This window comes from Pseudomonas sp. FW305-20 (genome assembly GCF_058788075.1).
In genome coordinates this window covers 176,261-198,484 of the sequence record NZ_JBYTAJ010000001.1, presented here as the reverse complement: position 1 = coordinate 198,484, position 22,224 = coordinate 176,261, and the positions used below count along the sequence as shown (strand labels likewise).

The 22,224-nt window shown below is 57.7% G+C and carries 16 protein-coding genes; 8 read left to right on the top strand and 8 right to left on the bottom strand.

The features are described from left to right. Window positions 1-15 precede the first annotated feature (15 nt). The 3 genes from AC3WP4_RS00940 to AC3WP4_RS00930 all read right to left on the bottom strand — a co-directional run bounded on the left by AC3WP4_RS00940 (window position 16) and on the right by AC3WP4_RS00930 (window position 3,259). The gene (locus AC3WP4_RS00940) at window positions 16-1,863 is read right to left on the bottom strand and encodes an amidohydrolase (protein ID WP_074877603.1); all 1,848 of its coding nucleotides are present in this window, start codon (window positions 1,861-1,863) and stop codon (window positions 16-18) included. Between the two features lie 306 nt (window positions 1,864-2,169). Continuing rightward, entirely contained in the window at window positions 2,170-2,484 is a 315-nt protein-coding gene (locus AC3WP4_RS00935) for an SCP2 sterol-binding domain-containing protein (RefSeq protein ID WP_008154977.1), read from the bottom strand. Between the two features lie 64 nt (window positions 2,485-2,548). Further along, window positions 2,549-3,259, bottom strand: a complete 711-nt coding sequence (locus AC3WP4_RS00930) for a histidine phosphatase family protein (protein WP_102614289.1) — start codon at window positions 3,257-3,259, stop codon at window positions 2,549-2,551. 270 nt (window positions 3,260-3,529) lie between these two features. Between AC3WP4_RS00930 and AC3WP4_RS00925 the strand changes: the two genes are divergently transcribed. The 6 genes from AC3WP4_RS00925 to AC3WP4_RS00900 all read left to right on the top strand — a co-directional run bounded on the left by AC3WP4_RS00925 (window position 3,530) and on the right by AC3WP4_RS00900 (window position 8,907). Further along, entirely contained in the window at window positions 3,530-5,026 is a 1,497-nt protein-coding gene (locus AC3WP4_RS00925; RefSeq protein ID WP_102614329.1) for a tyrosine-type recombinase/integrase, read from the top strand. Window positions 5,027-5,119: 93 nt separating this feature from the next. Next, window positions 5,120-5,734, top strand: coding sequence for a hypothetical protein (locus AC3WP4_RS00920; RefSeq protein WP_146011579.1), 615 nt, complete (start codon window positions 5,120-5,122; stop codon window positions 5,732-5,734). Between the two features lie 187 nt (window positions 5,735-5,921). Continuing rightward, a complete protein-coding gene (locus AC3WP4_RS00915) occupies window positions 5,922-6,431 on the top strand; it encodes an HNH endonuclease (RefSeq protein ID WP_102614291.1) in 510 nt (169 codons plus the stop codon). Window positions 6,432-6,951: 520 nt separating this feature from the next. Then, window positions 6,952-7,245 (top strand): hypothetical protein, encoded by a 294-nt coding sequence (locus tag AC3WP4_RS00910; RefSeq protein WP_102614292.1) that lies wholly within the window; start codon window positions 6,952-6,954, stop codon window positions 7,243-7,245. 202 nt (window positions 7,246-7,447) lie between these two features. Continuing rightward, entirely contained in the window at window positions 7,448-7,843 is a 396-nt protein-coding gene (locus AC3WP4_RS00905) for a hypothetical protein (protein WP_102614293.1), read from the top strand. A 59-nt stretch (window positions 7,844-7,902) separates the two neighbouring features. Then, entirely contained in the window at window positions 7,903-8,907 is a 1,005-nt protein-coding gene (locus tag AC3WP4_RS00900; protein WP_102614294.1) for a hypothetical protein, read from the top strand. Window positions 8,908-8,961: 54 nt separating this feature from the next. Here the strand turns inward: AC3WP4_RS00900 and AC3WP4_RS00895 are convergent, their stop codons facing one another. Beyond that, complete coding sequence (locus AC3WP4_RS00895; RefSeq protein ID WP_102614295.1) at window positions 8,962-9,675, bottom strand: FRG domain-containing protein; 714 nt, start codon at window positions 9,673-9,675, stop codon at window positions 8,962-8,964. A gap of 456 nt (window positions 9,676-10,131) precedes the next feature. Between AC3WP4_RS00895 and sohB the strand changes: the two genes are divergently transcribed. Together sohB and AC3WP4_RS00885 are read left to right on the top strand one after the other, a co-directional pair. Continuing rightward, window positions 10,132-11,154, top strand: a complete 1,023-nt coding sequence (gene sohB, locus AC3WP4_RS00890) for a protease SohB (protein ID WP_102614296.1) — start codon at window positions 10,132-10,134, stop codon at window positions 11,152-11,154. A 199-nt stretch (window positions 11,155-11,353) separates the two neighbouring features. Continuing rightward, window positions 11,354-15,184, top strand: coding sequence for a leucine-rich repeat domain-containing protein (locus tag AC3WP4_RS00885; RefSeq protein ID WP_102614297.1), 3,831 nt, complete (start codon window positions 11,354-11,356; stop codon window positions 15,182-15,184). 72 nt (window positions 15,185-15,256) lie between these two features. Here the strand turns inward: AC3WP4_RS00885 and AC3WP4_RS00880 are convergent, their stop codons facing one another. The 4 genes from AC3WP4_RS00880 to metH form a co-directional block, all read right to left on the bottom strand. Next, on the bottom strand, window positions 15,257-15,751 hold the full coding sequence (locus tag AC3WP4_RS00880) for a DUF934 domain-containing protein (RefSeq protein ID WP_074877594.1): 495 nt from the start codon (window positions 15,749-15,751) through the stop codon (window positions 15,257-15,259). Next, on the bottom strand, window positions 15,735-17,393 hold the full coding sequence (locus AC3WP4_RS00875) for a nitrite/sulfite reductase (protein ID WP_102614298.1): 1,659 nt from the start codon (window positions 17,391-17,393) through the stop codon (window positions 15,735-15,737). Before AC3WP4_RS00875 ends, AC3WP4_RS00880 begins: the two co-directional genes overlap by 17 nt. A gap of 596 nt (window positions 17,394-17,989) precedes the next feature. Further along, complete coding sequence (locus tag AC3WP4_RS00870; protein ID WP_074877590.1) at window positions 17,990-18,208, bottom strand: DUF2970 domain-containing protein; 219 nt, start codon at window positions 18,206-18,208, stop codon at window positions 17,990-17,992. Window positions 18,209-18,393: 185 nt separating this feature from the next. Next, window positions 18,394-22,104: a methionine synthase gene (metH, locus tag AC3WP4_RS00865; protein WP_102614299.1), complete on the bottom strand. Its 3,711-nt coding sequence runs from the start codon at window positions 22,102-22,104 to the stop codon at window positions 18,394-18,396. Window positions 22,105-22,224: the final 120 nt, after the last annotated feature.

The window sequence follows — 22,224 nt, the reverse complement described above, 5'->3', positions numbered from 1 at the left end:
CACTTGGCTATTCGTTCAAAACGCAAAACACGAACAACCAAACGCGCCCCAGAAACCGGCGAAATCGCTGACGGGCGCCGACGACAGCCGCGCCCGTTCATGGCGATGGGCATGCACCGCGCAAGCCCCGACACATTGATGAACCTGCGCCGTCAGCGGCGCCAGGGGTTTCCAATGGCCCGGCACTTTGGCAACGGGCGACCACTCCGGTACCACCGGGATGGGAGGCGGCCCGAGTTTTTCAAACTCGACGCTGCCGTAGACAATCTTGCCGTCAACGATGGTCAGGACCGATTCGATCCATTTGACCGCTTCATCCTCGATGTGGAAATAGTCCGCCGACAGCGCAATCAGGTCCGCGAGTTGCCCGACCTTGATCTGGCCTTTTTTACCCTGCTCGGAGGAAAACCAGGCGCTGCCGTGGGTGAAGAGTTCCAGCGCGGTATCGCGGCTCAAGCCTTGCGGGTACAGCGCCAGACCACCGACGGTGCGACCGCTGATCAGCCAGTACAGCGAAGTCCAGGGGTTGTAGCTGGAAACGCGTGTGGCATCGGTGCCGGCACCGACCGGTATGCCTTCGGCGAGCATACGAGCGATGGGCGGGGTGGCTTCGGCAGCCTTGGCGCCGTAACGGTCGACGAAGTATTCGCCCTGGAAGGCCATGCGATCCTGGATCGCGATGCCGCCACCCAGGGCTTTGACCCGTTCGATGTTCTGCGGGGTGATGGTTTCGGCGTGGTCGAAGAACCACGGCAAACCGTCGAACGGAATGTCGCGATTAACCTTCTCGAACACGTCGAGCATGCGGCTGATGGACTCGTTGTACGTGGCGTGCAAACGGAACGGCCAGCGCTGCTCCACCAGATGGCGGACCACCGGTTCCAGTTCCTGTTCCATGGTTTGCGGCAGGTCGGGGCGGGGTTCGAGAAAGTCCTCGAAGTCGGCCGCCGAGAACACCAGCATTTCCCCGGCACCGTTGTGCCGTAGAAAATCATCGCCCTGACCGTAGTGGGAGGTGCTGGTCCAGTTCTTGAAATCGGTCAGTTCTTCTTTCGGCTTCTGGGTGAACAGGTTGTAGGCGATCCGCACTGTGAGCTGCTGGTCTTTGGCCAGTTGCTGGATGACTTGATAGTCGTCCGGATAATTTTGATAACCGCCGCCGGCATCGATGGCGCTGGTGACACCCAGGCGGTTGAGTTCACGCATGAACTGACGGGTCGAATTGACCTGGTATTCCAGCGGCAGTTTCGGTCCCTTGGCCAGGGTCGAGTAGAGAATCATCGCGTTGGGGCGGGCGATCAGCATGCCCGTCGGGTCACCATTGGCATCACGCTGGATTTCGCCACCCGGCGGATTTGGCGTATCGCGGGTATAGCCGACCACCTTCAACGCGGCGCGGTTGAGCAGGGCACGGTCGTAGAGATGCAGGACGAACACCGGGGTATCCGGCGCGGCCTTGTTCAGTTCATCAATCGTCGGCAGGCGTTTTTCGGCGAACTGGAACTCGTTCCAGCCACCGACCACCCGCACCCATTGCGGCGTGGGCGTGCGGTCGGCCTGATCCTTGAGCATGCGCAGCGCGTCGACCAGGGATGGCACGCCTTCCCAGCGCAGTTCAAGGTTGTAGTTGAGGCCACCACGGATCAGGTGCAGGTGCGAGTCGTTAAGGCCGGGAATCACCGTGCGACCGTGCAGGTCGACAATTTGTGTGCCGGGGCCTTGCAGGGCCATGGCCTGGGCGTCGCTGCCAACCACCACAAAGCGTCCGTCCTTGATCGCGACGGCACTGGCCTGAGGTTTCTTGCGATCGACGGTGTGCAGGCGTCCGTTGTACAGGATGAGGTCGGCGGGGGCGTCGGGCATGGTTTTACTCCCTGCGATTAGCGGGCTGATCCAGGCACCGACGGCGCCTGCCGTAAGGCCTTGCAGTACACGTCGGCGGTTAAATCCGTCGTGGTCGTCAGGTGGGCTCATGGGCAGTGCTCCGCGCAAAGGTTCTTGATAAAAAAGCGAGGCAAGCAGCCGATGTCTGACGCATGCGGCCAGAAGGAATATAGACGGCAAATCCACAGGTAGCCGTTTTCCAATGGCGAAAAACGACGAATCCCGCCACGAGGGGCGGGATTCATTTGCAGCCAGGCGTGCCCCCGAAGGTCGGGGGCGGCACGCTTAGGCCGGGAACAGCTCGGACAGTTTCATGGCCAGCATCATGTCGCCTTCGGCGCGCAGCTTGCCGCCCATGAAGGCTTGCATGCCGTCGGTTTCGCCGCTGACGATGCCTTCCAGGGTTTCGCCGTCCATCACCAGAGTCACCTGGGCGTCCGGGTTTTCGCCTTCCTGCAGCTCGCAGGTGCTGTCCTTGACGATCAGCGAGAAATTCTTGGTGTCGTCGATGCGGAAACCGAATACCAGGTCCAGACCGGCAGCAGCGGCTGGGTTGAACTTGGCTTTCATTGCTTGTACGGCGTCAGCTACGGAGGTCATGGTTTGATCCTTTCTTGGGTAATTAGAGCTGGGTGAATACAGCCAGGGTCACAATAGTCCGGACTCAGCGAAACGTGATGAGATCCGGGGCCTTCAACAGTTGCAGGTGCGCATGACTGTTGAAAGAAGACAGCGCCACTTCGCGACCGCGAAACTTCAGCAGGTTGAGCGAGGTGTTGACGATTTGCCAGTTCAGTTCAAACGCCTGCTTGGCGGGCATTTGCGTAATGAGATGGAGCAGGGCCGTGATAGTGCCGCCAGAGGTGAATACGGCGATTTTCTGGGTGTTATCGGCGCTTTCGAGGATTCGCTGCAGACCGGCTTGCACCCGTTCGACAAACCCCAGCCAGCTTTCCAGGCCCGGAGTGTCATAGGTGCCAGCCAGCCAGCGTTCGATGATCAGGGCGAAGATGCGCTGGAACTCGCCGCGGTTTTGCGCGGCATTGCGCAGGATGTGCAGCGCTTCGGGTTCGTCCGGTAACATTTCTGGCAGCAGTGCGCGGATCACCGCGTCGGCGTCGAACTCATTGAAAGCGGAATCGATTTCCAGGACGGGAACCGGCAGGCCTGCCGCAGCGAACTGTTCCAGCGCGCTGTTGGCCGTGTGCTGCTGGCGGCGCAGGTCGCCCGAAAGGCAGCGATCGAAGCTGATGCCCAGTTCGGCGAGGTGCTGGCCGAGGACTTCTGCCTGGCGAATACCGGTCGGCGACAGGACGTCATAGTCGTCTGCACCAAAGGAGGCCTGGCCATGTCGAATCAAGTAGATACTGCCCACGTCCGCGTCATCCCGGTACGTTGAAGGTTCGGCGAGGTTATGAGGATGACGGTAAGCTGTCAATGAAAAAACATACGCTTGTTTGAAATGCCCGATACAGGGCTGTTGCCAGAGGTTTCACGGCTGGCCGCCAGGGCGGCGCATGGGTATGCTGGAGGCATCCCGCGCGCGTTCATGCAGCGCATCGTATTAAAGGAGTCCCTGTGGAGTTTTTTGCCAACTGGGGCGCAACGAAGGTCAAACCCAAGCAGGACAAGGGCGCGACCAATCATGACCCCCTATACCAAAGCACCAACTGTTAGAACCCTGTTAGAACTCGCCACGCCATGGGTCTACCGCAGGCAAGGCCGTTACACCCTCCGCATTCGCCCACTGGGCTCTAAAGCTACCTGTACGCTCTCCCTCAAGACGATCCATAGGCAAACCGCTGTGACCATCGCGAAGCACCTGCTGACCACGCTCAGAACCTTCCATCTTGATCAACCCGAAGCCACTTGGGATCAACTCCGCGAACGCCTCAAGGAGATCGCTGAGAGCGTCTTGGGAACCGGCTCTGCGTGGGACCCTTACGACCCAGTGAGCGCCTCACCAGCTTATGGCGGCATGGGGTTGGTCTATTCAGAGATCCGTAGGGACCTCGACGAGATCGCCTGTACAGTGCCCTTGAACTCCGATCAGGCCAAAGCGGTGATGATGGGGACAAGGATCATGACTGCCGCTGAAGAGCGAACTCATGGAAGCCTTGGAGAGATCGTTGAGATCATCGAAGAGATGAAGCACGCGAGTGACGTGCCTCTTCCTGTGTCCCTATCTGTATTAGCGTCCGAAGGGGCTCCTCAAGGTCTCGACAATCTGACCACACCTGTCCACACCTTTGAGTATCTCTCTGCGCTCTACATGACCGAGCGCAAGGACGACCTCACCGGCTCCACACTGAAGAACCTCAGGGCGTCTTGCGGGACAATCAGCGGGCTCCTTGGTGACTTGGACTTGAAGATTCACACGCGCGCTCACATGCTGGCCTTGAGGGATGGTCTGAAGACGGGTCGCAAAGTCTCCACGGTCAACAAGATCCTGACTCACCTCACGACTGTCATGGTATGGGCTGAAGCCAACGCCTATATCACCAAGGCTTTTGTCCAGAAGCTACAAATCCTCAGGGGCTCTGAGAGTCAGCGCAAGGAGTTCTCACCGGCTCAAGTGGCTGCGCTGATGGACTACGCGAACAAGCTCCCTGCTACCGATTGGAAGCGCTGGGCGCTGAGCATTGGCGTGGTCTCTGGGGCTCGCATTGGCGAGATCTACCAGTTGACCTCGAAGGACATCATTGAGGCCCAAGGCTTGTTGGTCATGGACATAAACACCAATGACGGAAAGACCATCAAGAACAAGTTCAGTGTTCGTAAGGTGCCTTTGGTGGCTGCCTATGGGCTGGACTTGGAGGCTCTCAAGGCATTCGCTGAGGCTGCCGATGGCAAGCTCTTCAAGCGGTCCTCAAGTGGCTTCACGTCCATGCTCAATCAGTTGACTCGTGATGTGCTGGGCACCGAGACCAATACTGGGCTGTCTTTCCACTCGCTTCGTCACTCCATGTCGGGGCGTCTCAAGGCCGCTGAGGTATCCTTGGGAATCTCTCAGGAGATCACTGGGCACAGCTCAGGGTCTATCACGTATGACCTATATGGTGCCGCTGGGGCTGTGCAATTGGGCCGCATGGCTGAGGCGCTCAAGGGGGCGTTTTCGTTGGTGGCTACTGCTCAACGGTAAGCACTCGATTGGCCTGGGGGCTCTGCCAGCAACGGAGACCCTAAGCATTCAAATAACGGCTATCCCTAACGGTCATCTATAAAGGGCAATACCTTGAACAAAGGACGTTTCATTCTCAGCCTCTCAATCTATGCCGCGCTTCAATCGCTTTCGATTCACGCATTGGCCGAAAACCAACTGTGGGTGACCACTGACCGTACCGACAGACACACATGTCCTTCTGCTAATTGCGGAGTGGCAGGGCGTCTAATGTTTAGGGAAGGCGTTGAAGTTTTGGAGAGAAAGGGCGAATGGGCCCGTATCACCAAAGCTTACTTAGCATCTTGTGTCGGAGGAAAAAGCGAGTACGTGAAAGACGGTAACAAATCTTGCACGGCAGCCAATGGCATCAAAGATGGAAAATTTGCTGAATGGGTCCAGATCAAAGACTTTAGTAAAGATCGTCCTAAGGACCCGGCAGAGGGCGCAACTGGTGATGATTCTCTTATCAAAGGATCTGACGATTATAAGATCTACAAGACCCAATTCTCAAAAGCAGCGCGCCAACTGATTAACGATGGAACCTGTACGGAAGGGGACTTCCAAGAAATGGGCGGTTGGATGGCTTCAACCAATCGTGGTCAGGGTATGTACTTCACCTATTGTGGAGGTATGAAAATTAGCAACAAAGTCTACCTTGACGCTAACACAGGAAAGACCAGCCGTTAGCTGAAAGACAGCTCAGACTATTACGCTCCTACGTGAAATCTAATCGAGTCGCTGGGTCCTGGCCTTGCTGCGAGAGCGTAGGATCGTGCTCGTTCATGACTTTGTGATCCATTCTGGTCATTCCTGAGACGGTTTATTTTGTCCTCACTATTGAGAGACACCCAACCAAACCTCAGGAGGACCCACTATGATCAGCTTCACCGCAATGCCATCCCTGACCGACCTTCAGGCCCGCTATAAGATCGACCCAGAGAGCCCCTCGGGCTTGTCCCGTACCAAAGCTACAACAGGCCGCAATGGCAAAGTTGGTCCTGTCGTGAGCATCGGCAGCGATGGTTACTACCGTATGCAGTTCAACGGTCAGTTCTATCGGACCCACCGAGTCATCTATTACATGCACACTGGAATCGACCCGGCTGAACTTGTTGTCGATCACCGTGATGGTGACTGCCTAAATAACAATGTCGAGAACCTGCGTGCCTGTACCCAGCAACAAAACACCTTGAACAAGAAGGCGTACAAGAAGGCATCCGGTCTCCCCAAAGGAATCTCCAAGTTGCCTAACGGTTGGTATCGAGCGCAAGTTTCGATCAATGGCGAGCCTCAGGTCGCCCATCTGGCTAATATCAGGGCTGCTCAGTGCTACCTGAAAACCAGACGCAAGGAATCACACGGGGAATATGCAAGGAATGTGTAGGTTTCAAGCATAGATTCCTTGAGGGTGTCAATAGGAACTTATATTACCCTCACTATTGTGAGACACCACAGAAACCAAAAATAAATTTCTCTGTGGCTCTTCCAGATTCCTACCGGGCTCCCTTGCGGACCCGACCAGCGACAACTGAGACGACCAGTGCGACCGCCCTTCATGGGAGGCACGCCAAGCGCTCGACAGTCCCCGGTAAGCAGACCATCAGTGTCTGGCTCCAGTAGGAAGGAGCGCAGCTTGATATTGTCACTCGTTAGTCGATGTCCATGGAGGACACCGCAGAGAGACCTTGCACGGGATTGGGGCCACCGTGTATTGCTCAAGTTGCACGGGGGGGCTTTAACTTAAAGATCTTAAAGATTACTCATTGAGTAACTCTATAATTATTATCTTTAATTAAATCTTTATCCTTTGTCTTTAAGTTTCTCTTAAGTTCACCTCTAAGTTAGGGATTGGTCTGGTGATCATGATAATCCTTGTTCTCTCAGCCCATCTCTAAGGAGGTCCTATGCGCTACCACTTCAAGTTAGATGGTCTCAGCTCAGCCGATGCTGATCGTCTGTTGTCTATCGAAGCGGCCATGTTGAATGGTCGTACCCGTCTCGCAGTGTTCGACTTGAAGAACCTCAACGTCTTCTCCAGCCAAGACCCAGAGAAAGCTAAGGCATTCGTGTCGAGCAGGCTTGGAGCCTATCTCATGGAACCCCTTGAGGCTCTATTGGCTGCTACTGGTCTCGACTTGCTCAGCTTCTACCATGTCGTCCATGGCGTCCCTGTGATCCTCACAGCTCGTCCCCAGTAACACCCGACCGTCGCCACGGTTGTCCTTTCGATGCCCTTCAGGCTTGCCATGTCCTGACCAGCATCAGCCACACAACCCCAAATCAAGAACCTATTCGTCAGTCTTGGATGATGCCCACGCGGCTCCCTCCTTGCCGTCTTGTCGTGCGCGTCTATGGCGCCAAGGCTGAACGAATGGGTCACCTCACAGGAGATCCAACGCCATGAAAATCACCATCACCCAAGTCCTGAAGAACGAAGTCACCGTGTCCGGCCAGACCCTGAGCCGTGAGTACGTCGAGAACATCATGTTGCCCATGCTGGTCGCTCAGTGCGCCACGGTGCAAAGCCGTAAGTTCGAGATCGTTAAGGTCTTCGATGAGGCCGGGTTGTCACTCGCTGCGATCCCCGAGGTCGCCCGAGAGTACGCCATAGACAAGTCAGAGAAGGCCCGTGAGCGCCTCCGTCAACAAGCTGAGGCCAATGCCCATGCTGAGCGTCTCCGTGAAGCTACGCCCCGTGAGTTGGCCCAAGCGAAGGCCGAAAGAGAAGCCCGAGCGGCTGCCATTCGTGAACAAGGCGACCGAGTCCGTGCTGCCTCTCGTAACTCTGGCTGGTAGTCGCTCTGTCCTCGACTCACAACCTCATCCCCTTCATCTAACTCAGGAGAACCAATCCCATGAAACTGCCTAACCAATACGAAAAACCATCGACCTACACCACCGCCATCACCGATGAGCATAACGGGTCGATCCGCTTCAATACCGCCGATGTCCGCTCAGAGACCCTTGCGTCTACAGACGTGTCCATCTACGTACGAGCCCTTGTGGCAGCCGCTGAGGACTACTTGAACGGTGACGAGTGGCGTGAGGAAGCTGCTGAGCGGACGCCTTGCGAGTTCCGTCCGGCTGGCTCAGATGCCACTGGTCAACAAATCATTACGATGGCTGATCGTACCGTCACCTTCGATCCTCGCAAGAACTGGGATAACCAGACAATCACCAAGGGCGAAGTCCTGGCCGGCTCTGTGATCTTCACCGAGCCTACCGACACCGCTTTGGTCATCAGCCACCGGGCCACCATCCTCGATCACAACCTGATGGCGGGCTTCACCGAGGGCTCTCTGGCCCAGACCGCTGACAAGATGCTCCGTGATATTGAGCTAAGCGCTGCTGGCAAGATCGCTGCAATCCTGTCCACCGCTCCAAGCACCGAGAGCGTCTCCACGACCAAGCCAACTGGCAAGCCTGTAGAGATCGCTGAGGACCTGATCGACATCTTGACGATGCACATCAACCAGACTGTGGGCACCTCGCTGGGTGACTTCGTGGTCCTGCTACCTGTGTCGCTGGTGGCCGTTCTGGAGCGTGCTGCTCAGCGTGCTGGCGTGGCGGACATCGAAGCCCTGATCGGCACCTCTGTGCAGCCATACGCTGGCACCGACCGTGGTCTGTTCCTGCTGCCTAAGATGTTCACCTCTCTGAGCTACCGTGAGCGTTCCAATGGTGACGTGTGGAAGATCGAAGCGACTCGCAACGGTGCCCATCAGTGCTGGGACGTTGAGATCATGGCTGTCGTGGACATCGTGGCTAACGGCAAGGTCCGCGTGAAGCTGACTGCTGATGGTCTACAGACCGAGGCTGTGGCCTTCCCGATGATTACCCACATCGAGCTGACCAGCTAAATTCCCGGCATTATGAGGAGGCCTCAAGGGCCCCTTATGACGCCATGTGGCAGATCACTTTATTGCAGGCTGACCGGCCAACTCGCTCATAAACTCGTCATGGTCTGACCAGTACCTGTTGTTTTCAAGAGCCCAGCACATATGGGCAGACAGTCCATCCAAGTCCCCCATCAGGGTCAAGCGATTTATGCCGTAGTGACTGAGATCGAACATCATCTGCCGCTTATAGCCTGCCTTGATTACATGCGAGACCAACTCATCCTCTTTCTGTAAAGCTTCGGGCAAATCAATCTGAGGATCAGGATGCGCGGTAAATAATCCACTCTGACGCCCGATACGCGAAGCCACGCTGTTAGGCTTGTACTTCGCTACATCACGCAAGTGACGGGGTCCGGACATTTCTGAGGTGATATACAGTTTAGGTTTTAAGCAGTAGATCGCAGCGTCAATATCAGGATGGGACAGACATGCAAAAAAGGCGGCGACCAGCGGGTTGTAGCTCCAATCCAACAGTCGCGTCGGCAATCCGTGATGCTGGGCTATCGCCATCCATTCCCAATCAGTCGTTGGGCTTTTGGGGATGTATTCACACGCTTTCCTTTTCCACGTAGCCAAATATTCCAGATCATCGCGTTCCTTATAAGGACTCCTACCAGCCTTAGGAACCACCGCCCATGAAGCATCGGCTTGCCCACGGAACATCCAACGATTGTCTTTGCGGTATTCAGAGAAGACCTCATAGAACTCGGGAAAAGAGTTAATTTCCATATTCACTACAACCCTCGAAATGTTCCCTACGAAAATATCAAACTGATACTACGGCGTCGATATGACCCATGAGGCCCAGTCCCCTAAGGAGAACCCAATGGACACCTTACAGGCTGCCTATCTGGTCTGTGTGGCTATCCATCTGGCCTTTTGGCTGTATGGGCACCTCAAGGGACCTTAACGAGAAAATACAGAAAATTTGGGAATGACCACCTCATTGTAACTACAGGCTCATGCTCCCCCGTGTGGCCTCGCCCAGGCGCTCGCACGGAGGCCTGCATGGGGTCCTTGCCGCGCCTTCGTGCGCCACTGTAAGCCAAGTCTTTGGGGGATGTTGGACGACTACCATCAGATGCCTCGCAGCGGCTCTCAGGTGCCTCAAAGTGTTAGAACATGGTTAGACACTCGTTAGACAATGCCCGTAGAATGGGGCTTTCAAGCCTTCGAGGTTCCCCTGTGGAGTTTTTTGCCGAGTACGCAGTTTTTCTGGCTAAGACCGTGACACTGGTGATCGCCATTCTGGTGGTCCTGGCCAGTTTCGCGGCGTTGCGCAGCAAAGGTCGACGCAAGTCGGTCGGCCAGTTGCAAGTCAGCAAACTCAATGATTTCTACAAAGGGCTGCGCGAACGCCTGGAGCAAACCTTGCTCGACAAGGACCAGCTCAAGGCCTTGCGCAAGGTCGAAGCTAAATCCGAGAAAAAGCAAAAGAAGAAAACCGAAGCCAAGCCACGGGTGTTTGTGCTGGATTTCGACGGCGACATCAAGGCCTCGGCCACTGAAAGCCTGCGCCATGAAATCACCGCACTGCTGACCCTCGCCACGCCCAAGGATGAAGTGGTGCTGCGCCTGGAAAGCGGCGGCGGCATGGTTCACAGCTATGGCCTGGCGTCCTCGCAACTGGCGCGTATCCGGGATGCCGGCGTGCCGTTGACCGTGTGCATTGACAAGGTCGCGGCCAGCGGCGGCTATATGATGGCGTGCATCGGCGAGAAGATCATCAGCGCGCCGTTCGCGATCCTCGGCTCGATTGGTGTTGTGGCGCAGTTGCCTAACGTCAACCGTCTGCTGAAAAAGCACGACATCGACTTTGAAGTGCTGACCGCCGGCGAGTACAAGCGCACGCTGACGGTGTTTGGCGAAAACACCGAGAAGGGCCGCGAGAAGTTCCAGGAAGACCTGGACATCACTCACCAGTTGTTCAAGAACTTCGTTTCGCGCTATCGCCCGCAACTGGCCATCGACGAAGTGGCCACCGGCGAAATCTGGCTCGGTATCGCCGCGCTGGACAAGCAACTGGTGGACGAACTCAAGACCAGCGATGAATACCTCGCCGAACGAGCGAAGAAGTCCGAGCTGTACCACTTGCACTACGCCGAACGCAAAAGCCTGCAGGAGCGCATCGGCATGGCGGCCAGTGGCTCGGTCGATCGTGTGCTGCTGAGCTGGTGGAGCCGGTTGACCCAGCAACGCTTCTGGTAATACTCGACAAGCATCACCGTTAAAAAATGAAACCGTGGATTCTTCCCCGGTTTCATTTTTTTTGGGCGGGTTTCAAGTCCATCCATTTTCCTTACGGTGTTTGCGAATTTTCCTGAGATCTGTGTCGATCGCTCCCGCTTCCGGTTGATCCGTGGTCGGTTAGGCTGGTGTTCCTGAAATGCTTGCAATGGAATGCACCATGATCGACCACCCTCAAAAAGCCGACGATGTACTGACCTCTCCCGGCATGCGCCAAGTGTTGAAGTCCGCCATGGATGCTGCGCTGCCACTCACTCCCAGCCAGTTTGGCGAACACCTGATCAAAGAAAAGTGGGGTCATGATATTGATCCCGCCACCGCACAGCTGGTGACCCTCGATTACGACTACAAAGGGCATCCCGCGCAGAACGGCATCCACCAGGGACGGGTGGCGAGTGCCATGTCGCTGGTGCAGGTGCTGATTTCCAACTATCAAACCGTGGGTGACGGGCGCTTCGGTGAAACAGCGTTTGGGTTGTATACGCCGCCTGACATCGGGCCATCCATACAGATCGTGGAGCACGTCGACGAGTTTGCCGATAGTGGCGATGGCAACCACGACAGTTATGAAGGCCTCTATCGCCGAAACGTCGGGCAAATCTTCGGTCCAGCCAACCAGATCGCCGTGCGACCGGCGGACTTCAAAAAGTGGGTCTGGGAGCTGGCTCTCAAGGATCTGTATCAGGCCTATCTTGATCAAGCCTGGCCATCGGACGAAGTGATCGTCGCACCTGCCCCCCATGCACTGAAAACCTCGGCCAAAGCCGCCTTCGTCATGGCCGCTTTACTGCAGCGGGGTGAGAACAGTCTGGACCCGGAAGGGCTCGCACTGGCCATGCAGGCGGCAGGGCTGCCGTCGGATCAAGCATGGGCAACACTCACATTCGAACAATTACAGGCCCCCACCAGGGTGCCTGCGATGCTTGTTACGGGACGCTTGAAGCTTTATCGCTACACATCAAAAGACATCTGGGGCTTCCGTGAACCTGGCGGCAGGATTGTGTTGTACATCCCCGGCAACTCGTCGCCCCTGCATGCGTTTGAGGACTCCGGGCATTTGCACCAGTGGGTTGTAGAGCAGGGCAGGCGTGACGATACGAAACAGGCCTTGGCCGCTCACTTCGCCGAGGATGATCGCAAGGACGGCACTTTCCATGCTGGTGTGTTGACGGCGCTGGACGGCATGGCGGTCTACCCGAGGGAACACCGGCTGACCAAAGAGGCGGGGTTCTTCAACGATGACGGCTTTTGGGAGCCTGCCCGATACATCGGCTTCGATGACTCGCCATCAGGCACCGATCCGTTTGCCCAGTTGGTCCTGACCATGAAGGAGGCCTCCCTGGCCGGGGTCAACACCATTCGTGACGATGCGCAGGTCAACCGGGATAACTTGAGTGCCGTCACCGAACCGGTTGTGCAATGGATCAACCGTTTCGGTCCTTTGGCGTTGTTCGTGCCCGGCGGAGAAGGGTTGTTGGTGCTGGCCGGTATCATCGATGCCGGGTATGGCCTTGATCAGGTCGTCAACGGTGCGACATCGAGCGATAGAGCGGCGGGCGTGACGCGCACGGTATTTGGCTTGCTTAATGCGCTGCCGCTGGCCGGCGCAGGTGCGGCGCTCAAGGGTGAAGCGGCCGAGGCCGGTGCCATTGCCGAGAGCGCTCGCGAACCTGGCGCAGCACCGGCGGAGGAGGTTGCCAGGCCGACGCCGGACCAGGCCGTTGCTCCGGCTGTCGTATTACCCAGCCGGGTACCACCGACCCGCTTGGAGCTTCTGCGCGGACTCGGCCCGTCGGTGGCGTCTTTCAGCGATGAAATGCTGGCGCAGATCGCCAAGGTCAGTGCTGTCGATGATGACATGCTGCGACTGATGCAGGCCGGGCGTCCGCCGACGCCTTTGCTGGCCGATACCATCAGCCGTTTCAGGATCGATCAGGAACTCGAGCAAGCCGCTGTGGCCCAGGGCGAGCGAGTTGAACAGTTCAACAGCCGTTACGAAGCGCTTCAGCACTCGGAACATGAGTGGGTCCGGTTGTTTCAGCGCCAATACCCCGGCCTGCCCAAAAGCGCCATTGAGCAAATGCTTGACCGTTATGGCGTGGATATCCAGAGCCCTTCCGACGCGGTCCAGCTCCGGCAAATGTTCAGCCGTCTCGACAGCAAGGCTCGGCAATACCAACAGCATGTACGGCTCAATCGTGCGTATGAGGGGGTGTACCTTCCCTCGGTGGTCAACCCGGCGTCCGACACGCTGGCCCTGCATTCCCTCAAAAATCTGCCCGGATGGCCAAAGAACCTTCGTATCGAAATCCAGGACGGTTCTCTCGCAAGCCGAGTTCTGGACCGTAGCGGTGCGTTTGACGCCCCCGATGTTCGACGGTTGATCAAGGTGGGGAGCCGTTACCTGAGTCGCGGTGTGCAAACGGACTTTTATGCGGCACTCCTTGACGTTCTGTCCGTGGACGAACGCGAGGCGCTGCAACTTTCATCGCTTGATCCAGCCCACGAATTGCGGCTGAAACTCGGGGATCAGGCAATGCAGCGTTCCGAATTCATGCTCGGTCTGGGCAGGATGGACTCCGGCCTGTCCTTCGAGGCGCAAGGGCTGCGTGGCGGCGGTTTTCCCGGTACGCCTCAGGCCGAAGAGCTGACGCACGAGATGATGAGGTTGCAGCTCAAGGAGCTTTATCCGGATTTCTCGGATGCTGAGGCCGATGAAGTCCTACTGCGTAGCGGTGGCAGGGCCCAGGCTCATATCGACGCGCTGAAGCAGGCGTTTCAACAATTGAACATCGACCTGAGCGGCTGGATCGATCAGGTGGCGCAAGACATTGTGGAAATGGACATTCCCTTCCTGAACGAAGCTGACAACGAGGCACAGGGGCTGACTGAAGAGCAGATTGAAGTACATAACGAGAACATGGTTCAGAGCGCCATGGACTACGAACGTGAAACCAGAATCGAGCTGGCTGACGAGCTGATCACCCTCTGGCGAAAGCGGGCATCGCAAGATCAGCGCGTCTATTCAGGCGAACAGCTTGTCGGGTTCAAGCTCGACATGGCGGGCGAGGACTATCATCGATTGCCGATCATGAACATCCGCTTCAACGAGGTCGTCGAGTTGTCGATGCCGCACTTCCACGTGACCGAGCGTGAATCCTTGAATGGGTTCCTCGAGTGTTTTCCGAATCTGCAGACCTTGAATCTTGAGGGTGTCGAGTTGACCCAATTCGACCCCGAGGGTGAGGTGCAGGCTGTTCTGCCGACGGCCATGTTCAGCCTGACTCATCTCACGTCGCTGAATCTCAAGGCTACCGGCCTGGTCTTCACCGAAGAGACGGCGTCACAGCTGAGCGGGTTGGCCAGGCTTCAAACGCTGGACCTGAGTGAAAACCCCTTGGGCGTACCCCCCATGTTGCTCGGGATGAATGACTTGCGTCGGCTGAACCTGAGCGACACCCGGATTACCCGGTGCCCGATCGGTATCAGGGATGAGCCCTATATGACCTCTCTGGACTTGCGTGACAACCGGATCACCCGCGTTCCCCCCGCAGTGATAAATCAGGCCGTCTCGGTGGATCGTGTGCTGCTGGGGGGCAATCCACTGACAGACGAGGACACACTCCGCCGACTGATCAGCCATCGTGAACAAACGGGAATCAATTTATGGCTGAGCGCGCCAGGTGCTGACTATGGACAGCCGATTGTGTGGCTACGAGACTGCGATGAACCGCTGCAACAGTCCCGAAAAGCCCTTTGGCAGCGGCTGGTAGACAAACCCTCCGGTACGCGGTTCTTAAGCGCAATCGACAGGCTGAGCCTGACCGCCGACTTTCAGGTCAGCTATTTGTCGCTTCAGGCGCGAGTCTGGCGACTTTTGGAGGCGGCAGATGCTTCGGACGAAGTATTGAGTCGATTGAGCGCAGTGCTAGGCCGGCTTGAAAACCCATGGGTGGCGTTCAGGGCATTGGAACAGCGCGCAGGTTTTTGAACGGATTTGTTCGTGGCGTGACTGTACTAGGAGGGAGCCTTGAACCCCGCGAAGGGGTTCAAGGTTTGACGATCAGCGGCGACGGAACAGCGGCAGCGGTTCGTCGGTGGCGGCCTGATAGGTCACCGAGAAGTCCCTGAGACCTTCCAGGGCTTCGTACGGGTCTTTATCGGCGCGAATCGCAAAAGCGTCGAAACCGCAGCGGTGCAGGTAGAACAGCTGGTCGCGCAGCACATCGCCAATCGCTCGCAGTTCACCTTTGAAACCATAACGGTCACGCAGCAGGCGGGCGTTGGAGTAATTGCGACCATCAGTGAAAGCTGGGAAATTCAGGGCGATCACCTGGAAATTTTCCACGTCGTCACCGATTTCTTCCGCTTCTTCATCGGCATCCAGCCACACGCCCAGGCCGCCATCGCGGGCCTTGAGCATACGGCTGTGTTCGCGCCACAGCTGCAACGGGACGATGTAGTCGTCGCAGTTGCTGATCTCGTCGATGTTGAAGTCCTTGGGCAGCAAGTGCCAGGTCTCGTCGACGACTTCGTTGTTCTTAATTATTCGCTGCATAGACGCGCTCCTTGAAGAGGTCGATGCCAATACGCTGATAGGTGTCGATGAAACGCTCGTCTTCGGTACGTTGTTCTATGTACACGTCGATCAGCTTTTCGATCACGTCAGGCATGGCGTCCTGGGCGAAGGACGGGCCGAGAATTTTACCCAGGCTGGCGTCGCGACTTCCGCTGCCACCCAGGGAAACCTGGTAGAACTCTTCGCCTTTCTTGTCCACCCCGAGAATGCCGATGTGGCCGACGTGGTGGTGACCACAGGCGTTCATGCAGCCGGAGATGTTCAGGTCCAGTTCGCCGATATCGAACAGGTAATCCAGGTCTTCGAAGCGACGCTGGATCGACTCGGCGATCGGAATCGATTTGGCGTTGGCCAGGGAGCAGAAGTCGCCACCCGGGCAGCAGATGATGTCGGTCAGCAAACCGATGTTTGGCGTGGCGAAGCCCTGCTCACGCAACTCGCCCCACATCGCGAACAGTTGGGTCTGCTCAACGTCGGCCAGAATGATGTTCTGCTCGTGGGAGGTGCGCAGCTGACCGAAGCTGTAACGATCGGCCAGGTCGGCAACGGCATCGAGCTGCTTGTCGGTGATGTCGCCCGGTGCAACACCGGTCGGCTTCAGGGACAGGGTCACGGCCAAATAACCCGGCTTCTTGTGGGCCATGGTATTGCGGGTGCGCCAGCGCGCGAAGCCCGGGTGCTCTTTATCGAGTTCGGCCAACGCCTGGGTCTGGTTGTCCAGAGCCTTGTACTCGGGGTCGACGAAGTGTTTGGCTACACGATGCACTTCGGCTTCGGTCAACGTGGTCTGGCCACCGCGAAGGTGCTCCATTTCCGCGTCGACTTTTTGCGCGAAGACTTCAGGGGTCAAGGCCTTGACCAGAATCTTGATCCGCGCCTTGTACTTGTTGTCACGACGGCCATAGCGGTTGTAGACCCGCAGGATGGCGTCGAGGTAGCTCAACAGGTCTTGCCACGGCAGGAATTCATTGATGAACGCGCCCACCACCGGGGTACGGCCCAGACCACCACCCACCAGCACACGGAAACCCAGCTCGCCAGCGGCGTTGTGCACCGGCTCAAGGCCGATGTCATGGACTTCGATGGCCGCACGGTCGGAAGTCGAACCGTTGATGGCGATCTTGAACTTGCGCGGCAAGTAAGCGAATTCAGGGTGGAAGGTGGTCCATTGGCGGACGATCTCGCACCACGGGCGCGGATCGATCAGCTCGTCGGCAGCGACACCGGCGAACTGGTCGGTGGTGACGTTGCGCAAGCAGTTGCCGCTGGTCTGGATCGCGTGCATCTGCACGGTCGCCAGTTCGGCAAGGATGTCCGGGATGTCTTCCAGCGCCGGCCAGTTGAACTGCACGTTCTGCCGGGTGCTGATGTGGGCGTAGCCCTTGTCATAGTCGCGGGCAATTTTGGCCATCATTCGCGTCTGGCGCGAAGTCAGTTGGCCGTAAGGCACCGCCACCCGCAACATCGGCGCGAAGCGCTGGATGTAAAGGCCATTTTGCAGGCGCAGGGGGCGGAATTCTTCTTCGCTCAGCTCGCCTGCCAGATAGCGTCGGGTCTGATCACGGAACTGCTTGACGCGGTCCTCGATGATCCGCTGATCGTACTCGTCATATACGTACATATAAGTCCTGTTCTCAGGCTTGGGCCGGTCGGATCCAGTTGCGTTTTTCGCCTAGAAGTTTCCGATACTGCCTCGGCAATTCTGCGCGCACGGCCGCGCACTCCCAACGGAGCCGGGGCAAGATACCAGTTTGCAGTTATGCGCAAAAGTGATGTTTGAGTATATGTAAAGAACCAAAACGACTAATGAATACCAATTAGCCAGAACCCACATTTGTGGTGCGGGCAATCATCGTCTTAACTGTGCTCGAGTCTTTATGCAATCACCGATAAAACCGACAAGAGGCGATGCAATGAGCAACCCTACCAAAACGTCAAAACCCGATAGCACGGTCGATGCTTGGGCCATTCTGTTCCTGATCATCCTGGTCGTGGGCACAGCGGTATTTTGGGTCAGCCATCAATAACCGACCCCGTCCGGGCCCCATTCCGACGATTGTCGGACAATAACCGGGGCAAGCGCCGTTTCCCGGGGCTTCGCTGGCTATGATGCGCGGCGAATTGCCGGGGGCTCGAACGATTAATGTTGAAAGTTTTCTACTCGTTCCTGCTGATGTGCGGCGCGGTTTACGAGCCCGGTGCACGAGCGCAATTGCGTTAAACCCCGGTCAGATGCACCACCAGTTGCACGATGCCGTACAGCGTCAACGCAAACACCGCGGTGAACAAAATCCCCAGAATCACGAAATGACTGGGCTTGCCGTGAGTGAAATCCCGGGCCCGGTTCTTCCCGCTCTGCACCCCGAACGCCGCCGCCATGACGCTGTGCAGCATTTGCCAGAAAGTAGGCGGCTTGTTGTCGGCTGGATCGTCCATAAACCCCTCGTCACCAATGTGTGAGAAGTAAGCATAGACAATGTTGCAGTGATTGATCGTTCCCACGCTCTGCGTGGGAATGCAGCCCGGGACGCTCCGCGTCCCTAAAGCGGACGCAGAGCGTCCATTGAGGCATTCCCACGCAGAGCGTGGGAACGATCGGGCACTCGACCGAGTTGCCTCTATTAGTTGTCGTAACCCAGGTTCGGCGCCAGCCAGCGCTCGGTCACGCTCAGTTCCTGACCTTTGCGCGAGGTGTAGCTCTGCACCTGGTCCTTGTCGATCTTGCCCACGGCAAAATATTGCGCCTGCGGGTGAGCGAAGTACCAACCGCTGACCGCTGCCGCCGGGAACATGGCGTAGTGCTCGGTAAGGAACACACCACTGCGGCCAGCTTTCATTTCCGAGGCCTCGGGGTCCAGCAACTTGAACAATGTGGATTTCTCGGTGTGATCCGGGCAGGCCGGGTAGCCCGGGGCAGGGCGGATACCGGTGTATTGCTCTTTGATCAGGGCCTCGTTGTCGAGCGTCTCGTCCTTGGCGTAACCCCAGTACTCTTTACGGACCTGCTGGTGCAGCCACTCGGCGCACGCCTCGGCCAGACGGTCGGCCAGTGCCTTGACCATGATCGAGTTGTAGTCATCGCCGGCATCCTGATAGGCCTTGGCCACTTCTTCGGCACCGATCCCGGCGGTGGTGATGAAACCACCCACGTAGTCGGTCACTTCGCTGTCTTTGGGGGCAACGAAGTCAGCCAGGGAGAAGTTCGGCTTGCCGTCGGTCTTGATGATCTGCTGACGCAGGTGATGCAGCTTGGCAATCGGCTTGCCGTCATCGCCGTAGACTTCAATGTCATCCTCGCGCACCTGATTGGCCGGCCAGAAGCCGAACACGGCACGGGCGCTGATGAGTTTCTCGTCGATCAGCTTGGCGAGCATTTCCCGGGCGTCAGCGTACAACGCCGTGGCGGCTTCACCGACCACTTCATCCGTGAGGATGCGCGGGAATTTGCCGGCCAGGTCCCAGGAGATAAAAAACGGCGTCCAGTCGATGTATTCGGCCAACACCTTCAGGTCGATGTTCTCCAGCACCCTGGCACCGGTAAACGTCGGTTTGACCGGCTCGTAAGTGCTCCAGTCGAACTGCGGCTTCTTGGCGATGGCCGCCGGGTAGCTCAGGCGCTCGGTACGGGCGCTGCGGTTAGCGGTGCGCTCGCGGACTTCGATGTATTCCAGGCGAGTCTTCTCGATGAACGCCGGCTTCAATTCCTTGGACAGCAACTGCGTCGCCACGCCCACGGCGCGGGAAGCGTCGGTGACGTAGATCACTGCGTCGTTGCTGTATTTCGGCTCGATCTTCACGGCCGTGTGTGCTTTGGAGGTGGTCGCGCCACCGATCATCAGCGGCAGATGGAAGTCCTGGCGCTGCATCTCGCGGGCTACGTGGACCATTTCATCCAGCGAAGGGGTGATCAGGCCGGACAGGCCGATGATGTCGCACTTCTGCTCCTTGGCCACTTGCAGGATTTTCTCCGCCGGGACCATCACGCCGAGGTCGACGATGTCGTAGCCGTTACAACCCAGCACGACGCCAACGATGTTCTTGCCGATGTCGTGCACGTCGCCTTTTACCGTGGCCATCAGGATTTTGCCCTTGGCTTCCGGTTTGTCGCCTTTTTCCAGTTCGATGAACGGGATCAAGTGGGCCACGGCCTGCTTCATCACGCGGGCGGATTTCACCACCTGCGGCAGGAACATTTTGCCGGCGCCGAACAGGTCGCCGACGATGTTCATGCCGGACATCAGCGGGCCTTCGATCACTTCGATCGGGCGGGCGAACGATTGACGGGATTCTTCGGTGTCCTCAACGATGTGCGTGGTGATGCCTTTGACCAGCGCATGCTCCAGACGCTTGTTGACGTCCCAGCCGCGCCATTCCTCGGTCTCGGCTTCCTTGACGCTGCCGTCGCCCTTGTACTTGTCGGCAATGGCGAGCAGGGCGTCAGTGCCTTCCGGGGTGCGGTTGAGCACGACGTCTTCAACGGCGTCACGCAGTTCAGCCGGGATCTGGTCGTAGATCTCCAGCTGGCCGGCGTTGACGATACCCATGGTCAGGCCGTTGCGGATCGCATACAGCAGGAACACCGAGTGAATCGCCTCGCGCACCGGATTGTTGCCACGGAACGAGAACGACACGTTGGACACACCGCCCGAGGTCAGCGCGTACGGCAGTTCGTCACGGATGTAGGCACAGGCGTTGATGAAGTCCACAGCGTAGTTGTTGTGTTCTTCGATGCCGGTGGCGATGGCGAAGATGTTCGGGTCGAAGATGATGTCTTCCGGCGGGAAGCCGACTTCGTTGACCAGAATGTCGTAGGAGCGTTTGCAGATTTCTTTCTTGCGCGCTTCGGTGTCGGCCTGGCCGGCTTCGTCGAAGGCCATCACCACGACTGCGGCGCCATAGCGTTTGCACAGTTTGGCGTGATGAATGAACTGCTCGACGCCTTCTTTCATGCTGATGGAGTTGACGATGCCCTTGCCCTGGATGCACTTGAGGCCGGCTTCGATCACTTCCCACTTGGAGGAGTCGATCATGATCGGTACGCGGGAGATGTCCGGCTCACCGGCAATCAGATTGAGGAAGGTCACCATGGCCTTCTTCGAATCGAGCATCCCTTCGTCCATGTTGATGTCGATCACCTGGGCGCCAGCTTCGACCTGTTGCAGGGCGACTTCCAGGGCTTCGGTGTAGTTGTCTTCACGGATCAGGCGGGCGAACTTGGCGGAACCAGTGATGTTGGTCCGCTCGCCGACGTTGATGAACAACGAGTTGCGATCGATGGTGAACGGTTCCAGGCCCGACAGGCGGCAGGCCTTTGGAATGTCCGGAATTGCACGCGGCGCGTAACCGGCCACGGCGTTGGCGATGGCTTCGATGTGGCCCGGCGTGGTGCCGCAGCAGCCACCGACAATGTTGAGGAAGCCGCTTTGGGCGAATTCTTCGATGACTTTTGCAGTTTCGGCCGGCAGTTCGTCGTACTCGCCGAATTCGTTCGGCAGGCCGGCGTTCGGGTGCGCGGAAACGTGGGTGCTGGCCTTGTTCGACAGCTCTTCCAGGTAGGGGCGCAACTCGCTGGCGCCGAGGGCGCAGTTCAGGCCGACCGAGATCGGCTTGGCGTGGGCCACGGAGTTCCAGAAGGCTTCGGTGGTCTGACCGGAGAGCGTGCGGCCGGAGGCGTCGGTGATGGTGCCGGAGATCATGATCGGCAACTCGACGCCAAGTTCTTCGTACACACCTTGCACGGCGAAGATCGCCGCTTTGGCGTTCAGGGTGTCGAAAATGGTCTCGATCAGGATCAGGTCGGCGCCGCCTTCGATCAGGCCTTTGGTGGCCTCGGTGTAGTTTTCCACCAGTTCATCGAAGGTCACGTTGCGGTAGCCGGGGTTGTTCACGTCAGGCGACAGCGAGCAGGTGCGGCTGGTAGGGCCGAGCACGCCAGCCACGAAGCGTGGTTTGTCCGGGGTTTCCAGGGTTTTGGCGTCTGCGACCTTGCGCGCCAGACGCGCGCCTTCTACGTTTAGCTCGTACGCCAGGCCTTGCATGCCGTAGTCGGCCTGGGACACCTGGGTGGCGTTGAAGGTGTTGGTTTCCAGAATGTCGGCGCCGGCATCCAGGTAGGCTTTCTCGATGGCGCCAATCACGTCCGGACGCGTCAGGATCAACAGGTCGTTGTTGCCCTTGACGTCACTTGGCCAGTCGGCGAAGCGTTTGCCGCGGTAATCCTGCTCTTCGAGCTTGTAGCTCTGGATCATCGTGCCCATGCCGCCATCGAGAATCAGGATGCGCTCTTTGAGGGCGTGCTTGAGAGCTTGAAGGCGAACGCTGCGATCGGACATTTGGACTACTCGGTAAGGCCATGACGAAGGGGCGGAATAATAGCAAACCTGTGCGGTTTTAGAGCATGTCCCGATTTTGCATGAATATCGCTCATGTTGGGGCGGGGTGCAGACCGGTAG

Coding starts and splice junctions, on each gene's coding strand:
- AC3WP4_RS00900 (WP_102614294.1), top strand. CDS start 7,903: ATGAAACTGCCTAACCAATACGAAAAACCATCGACCTACACCACCGCC.
- AC3WP4_RS00875 (WP_102614298.1), bottom strand. CDS start 17,393: ATGTACGTATATGACGAGTACGATCAGCGGATCATCGAGGACCGCGTC.
- AC3WP4_RS00905 (WP_102614293.1), top strand. CDS start 7,448: ATGAAAATCACCATCACCCAAGTCCTGAAGAACGAAGTCACCGTGTCC.
- AC3WP4_RS00915 (WP_102614291.1), top strand. CDS start 5,922: ATGATCAGCTTCACCGCAATGCCATCCCTGACCGACCTTCAGGCCCGC.
- AC3WP4_RS00935 (WP_008154977.1), bottom strand. CDS start 2,484: ATGACCTCCGTAGCTGACGCCGTACAAGCAATGAAAGCCAAGTTCAAC.
- metH (WP_102614299.1), bottom strand. CDS start 22,104: ATGTCCGATCGCAGCGTTCGCCTTCAAGCTCTCAAGCACGCCCTCAAA.
- AC3WP4_RS00885 (WP_102614297.1), top strand. CDS start 11,354: ATGATCGACCACCCTCAAAAAGCCGACGATGTACTGACCTCTCCCGGC.
- AC3WP4_RS00880 (WP_074877594.1), bottom strand. CDS start 15,751: ATGCAGCGAATAATTAAGAACAACGAAGTCGTCGACGAGACCTGGCAC.
- AC3WP4_RS00925 (WP_102614329.1), top strand. CDS start 3,530: ATGACCCCCTATACCAAAGCACCAACTGTTAGAACCCTGTTAGAACTC.
- AC3WP4_RS00910 (WP_102614292.1), top strand. CDS start 6,952: ATGCGCTACCACTTCAAGTTAGATGGTCTCAGCTCAGCCGATGCTGAT.
- AC3WP4_RS00895 (WP_102614295.1), bottom strand. CDS start 9,675: ATGGAAATTAACTCTTTTCCCGAGTTCTATGAGGTCTTCTCTGAATAC.
- AC3WP4_RS00940 (WP_074877603.1), bottom strand. CDS start 1,863: ATGCCCGACGCCCCCGCCGACCTCATCCTGTACAACGGACGCCTGCAC.
- AC3WP4_RS00870 (WP_074877590.1), bottom strand. CDS start 18,208: ATGGACGATCCAGCCGACAACAAGCCGCCTACTTTCTGGCAAATGCTG.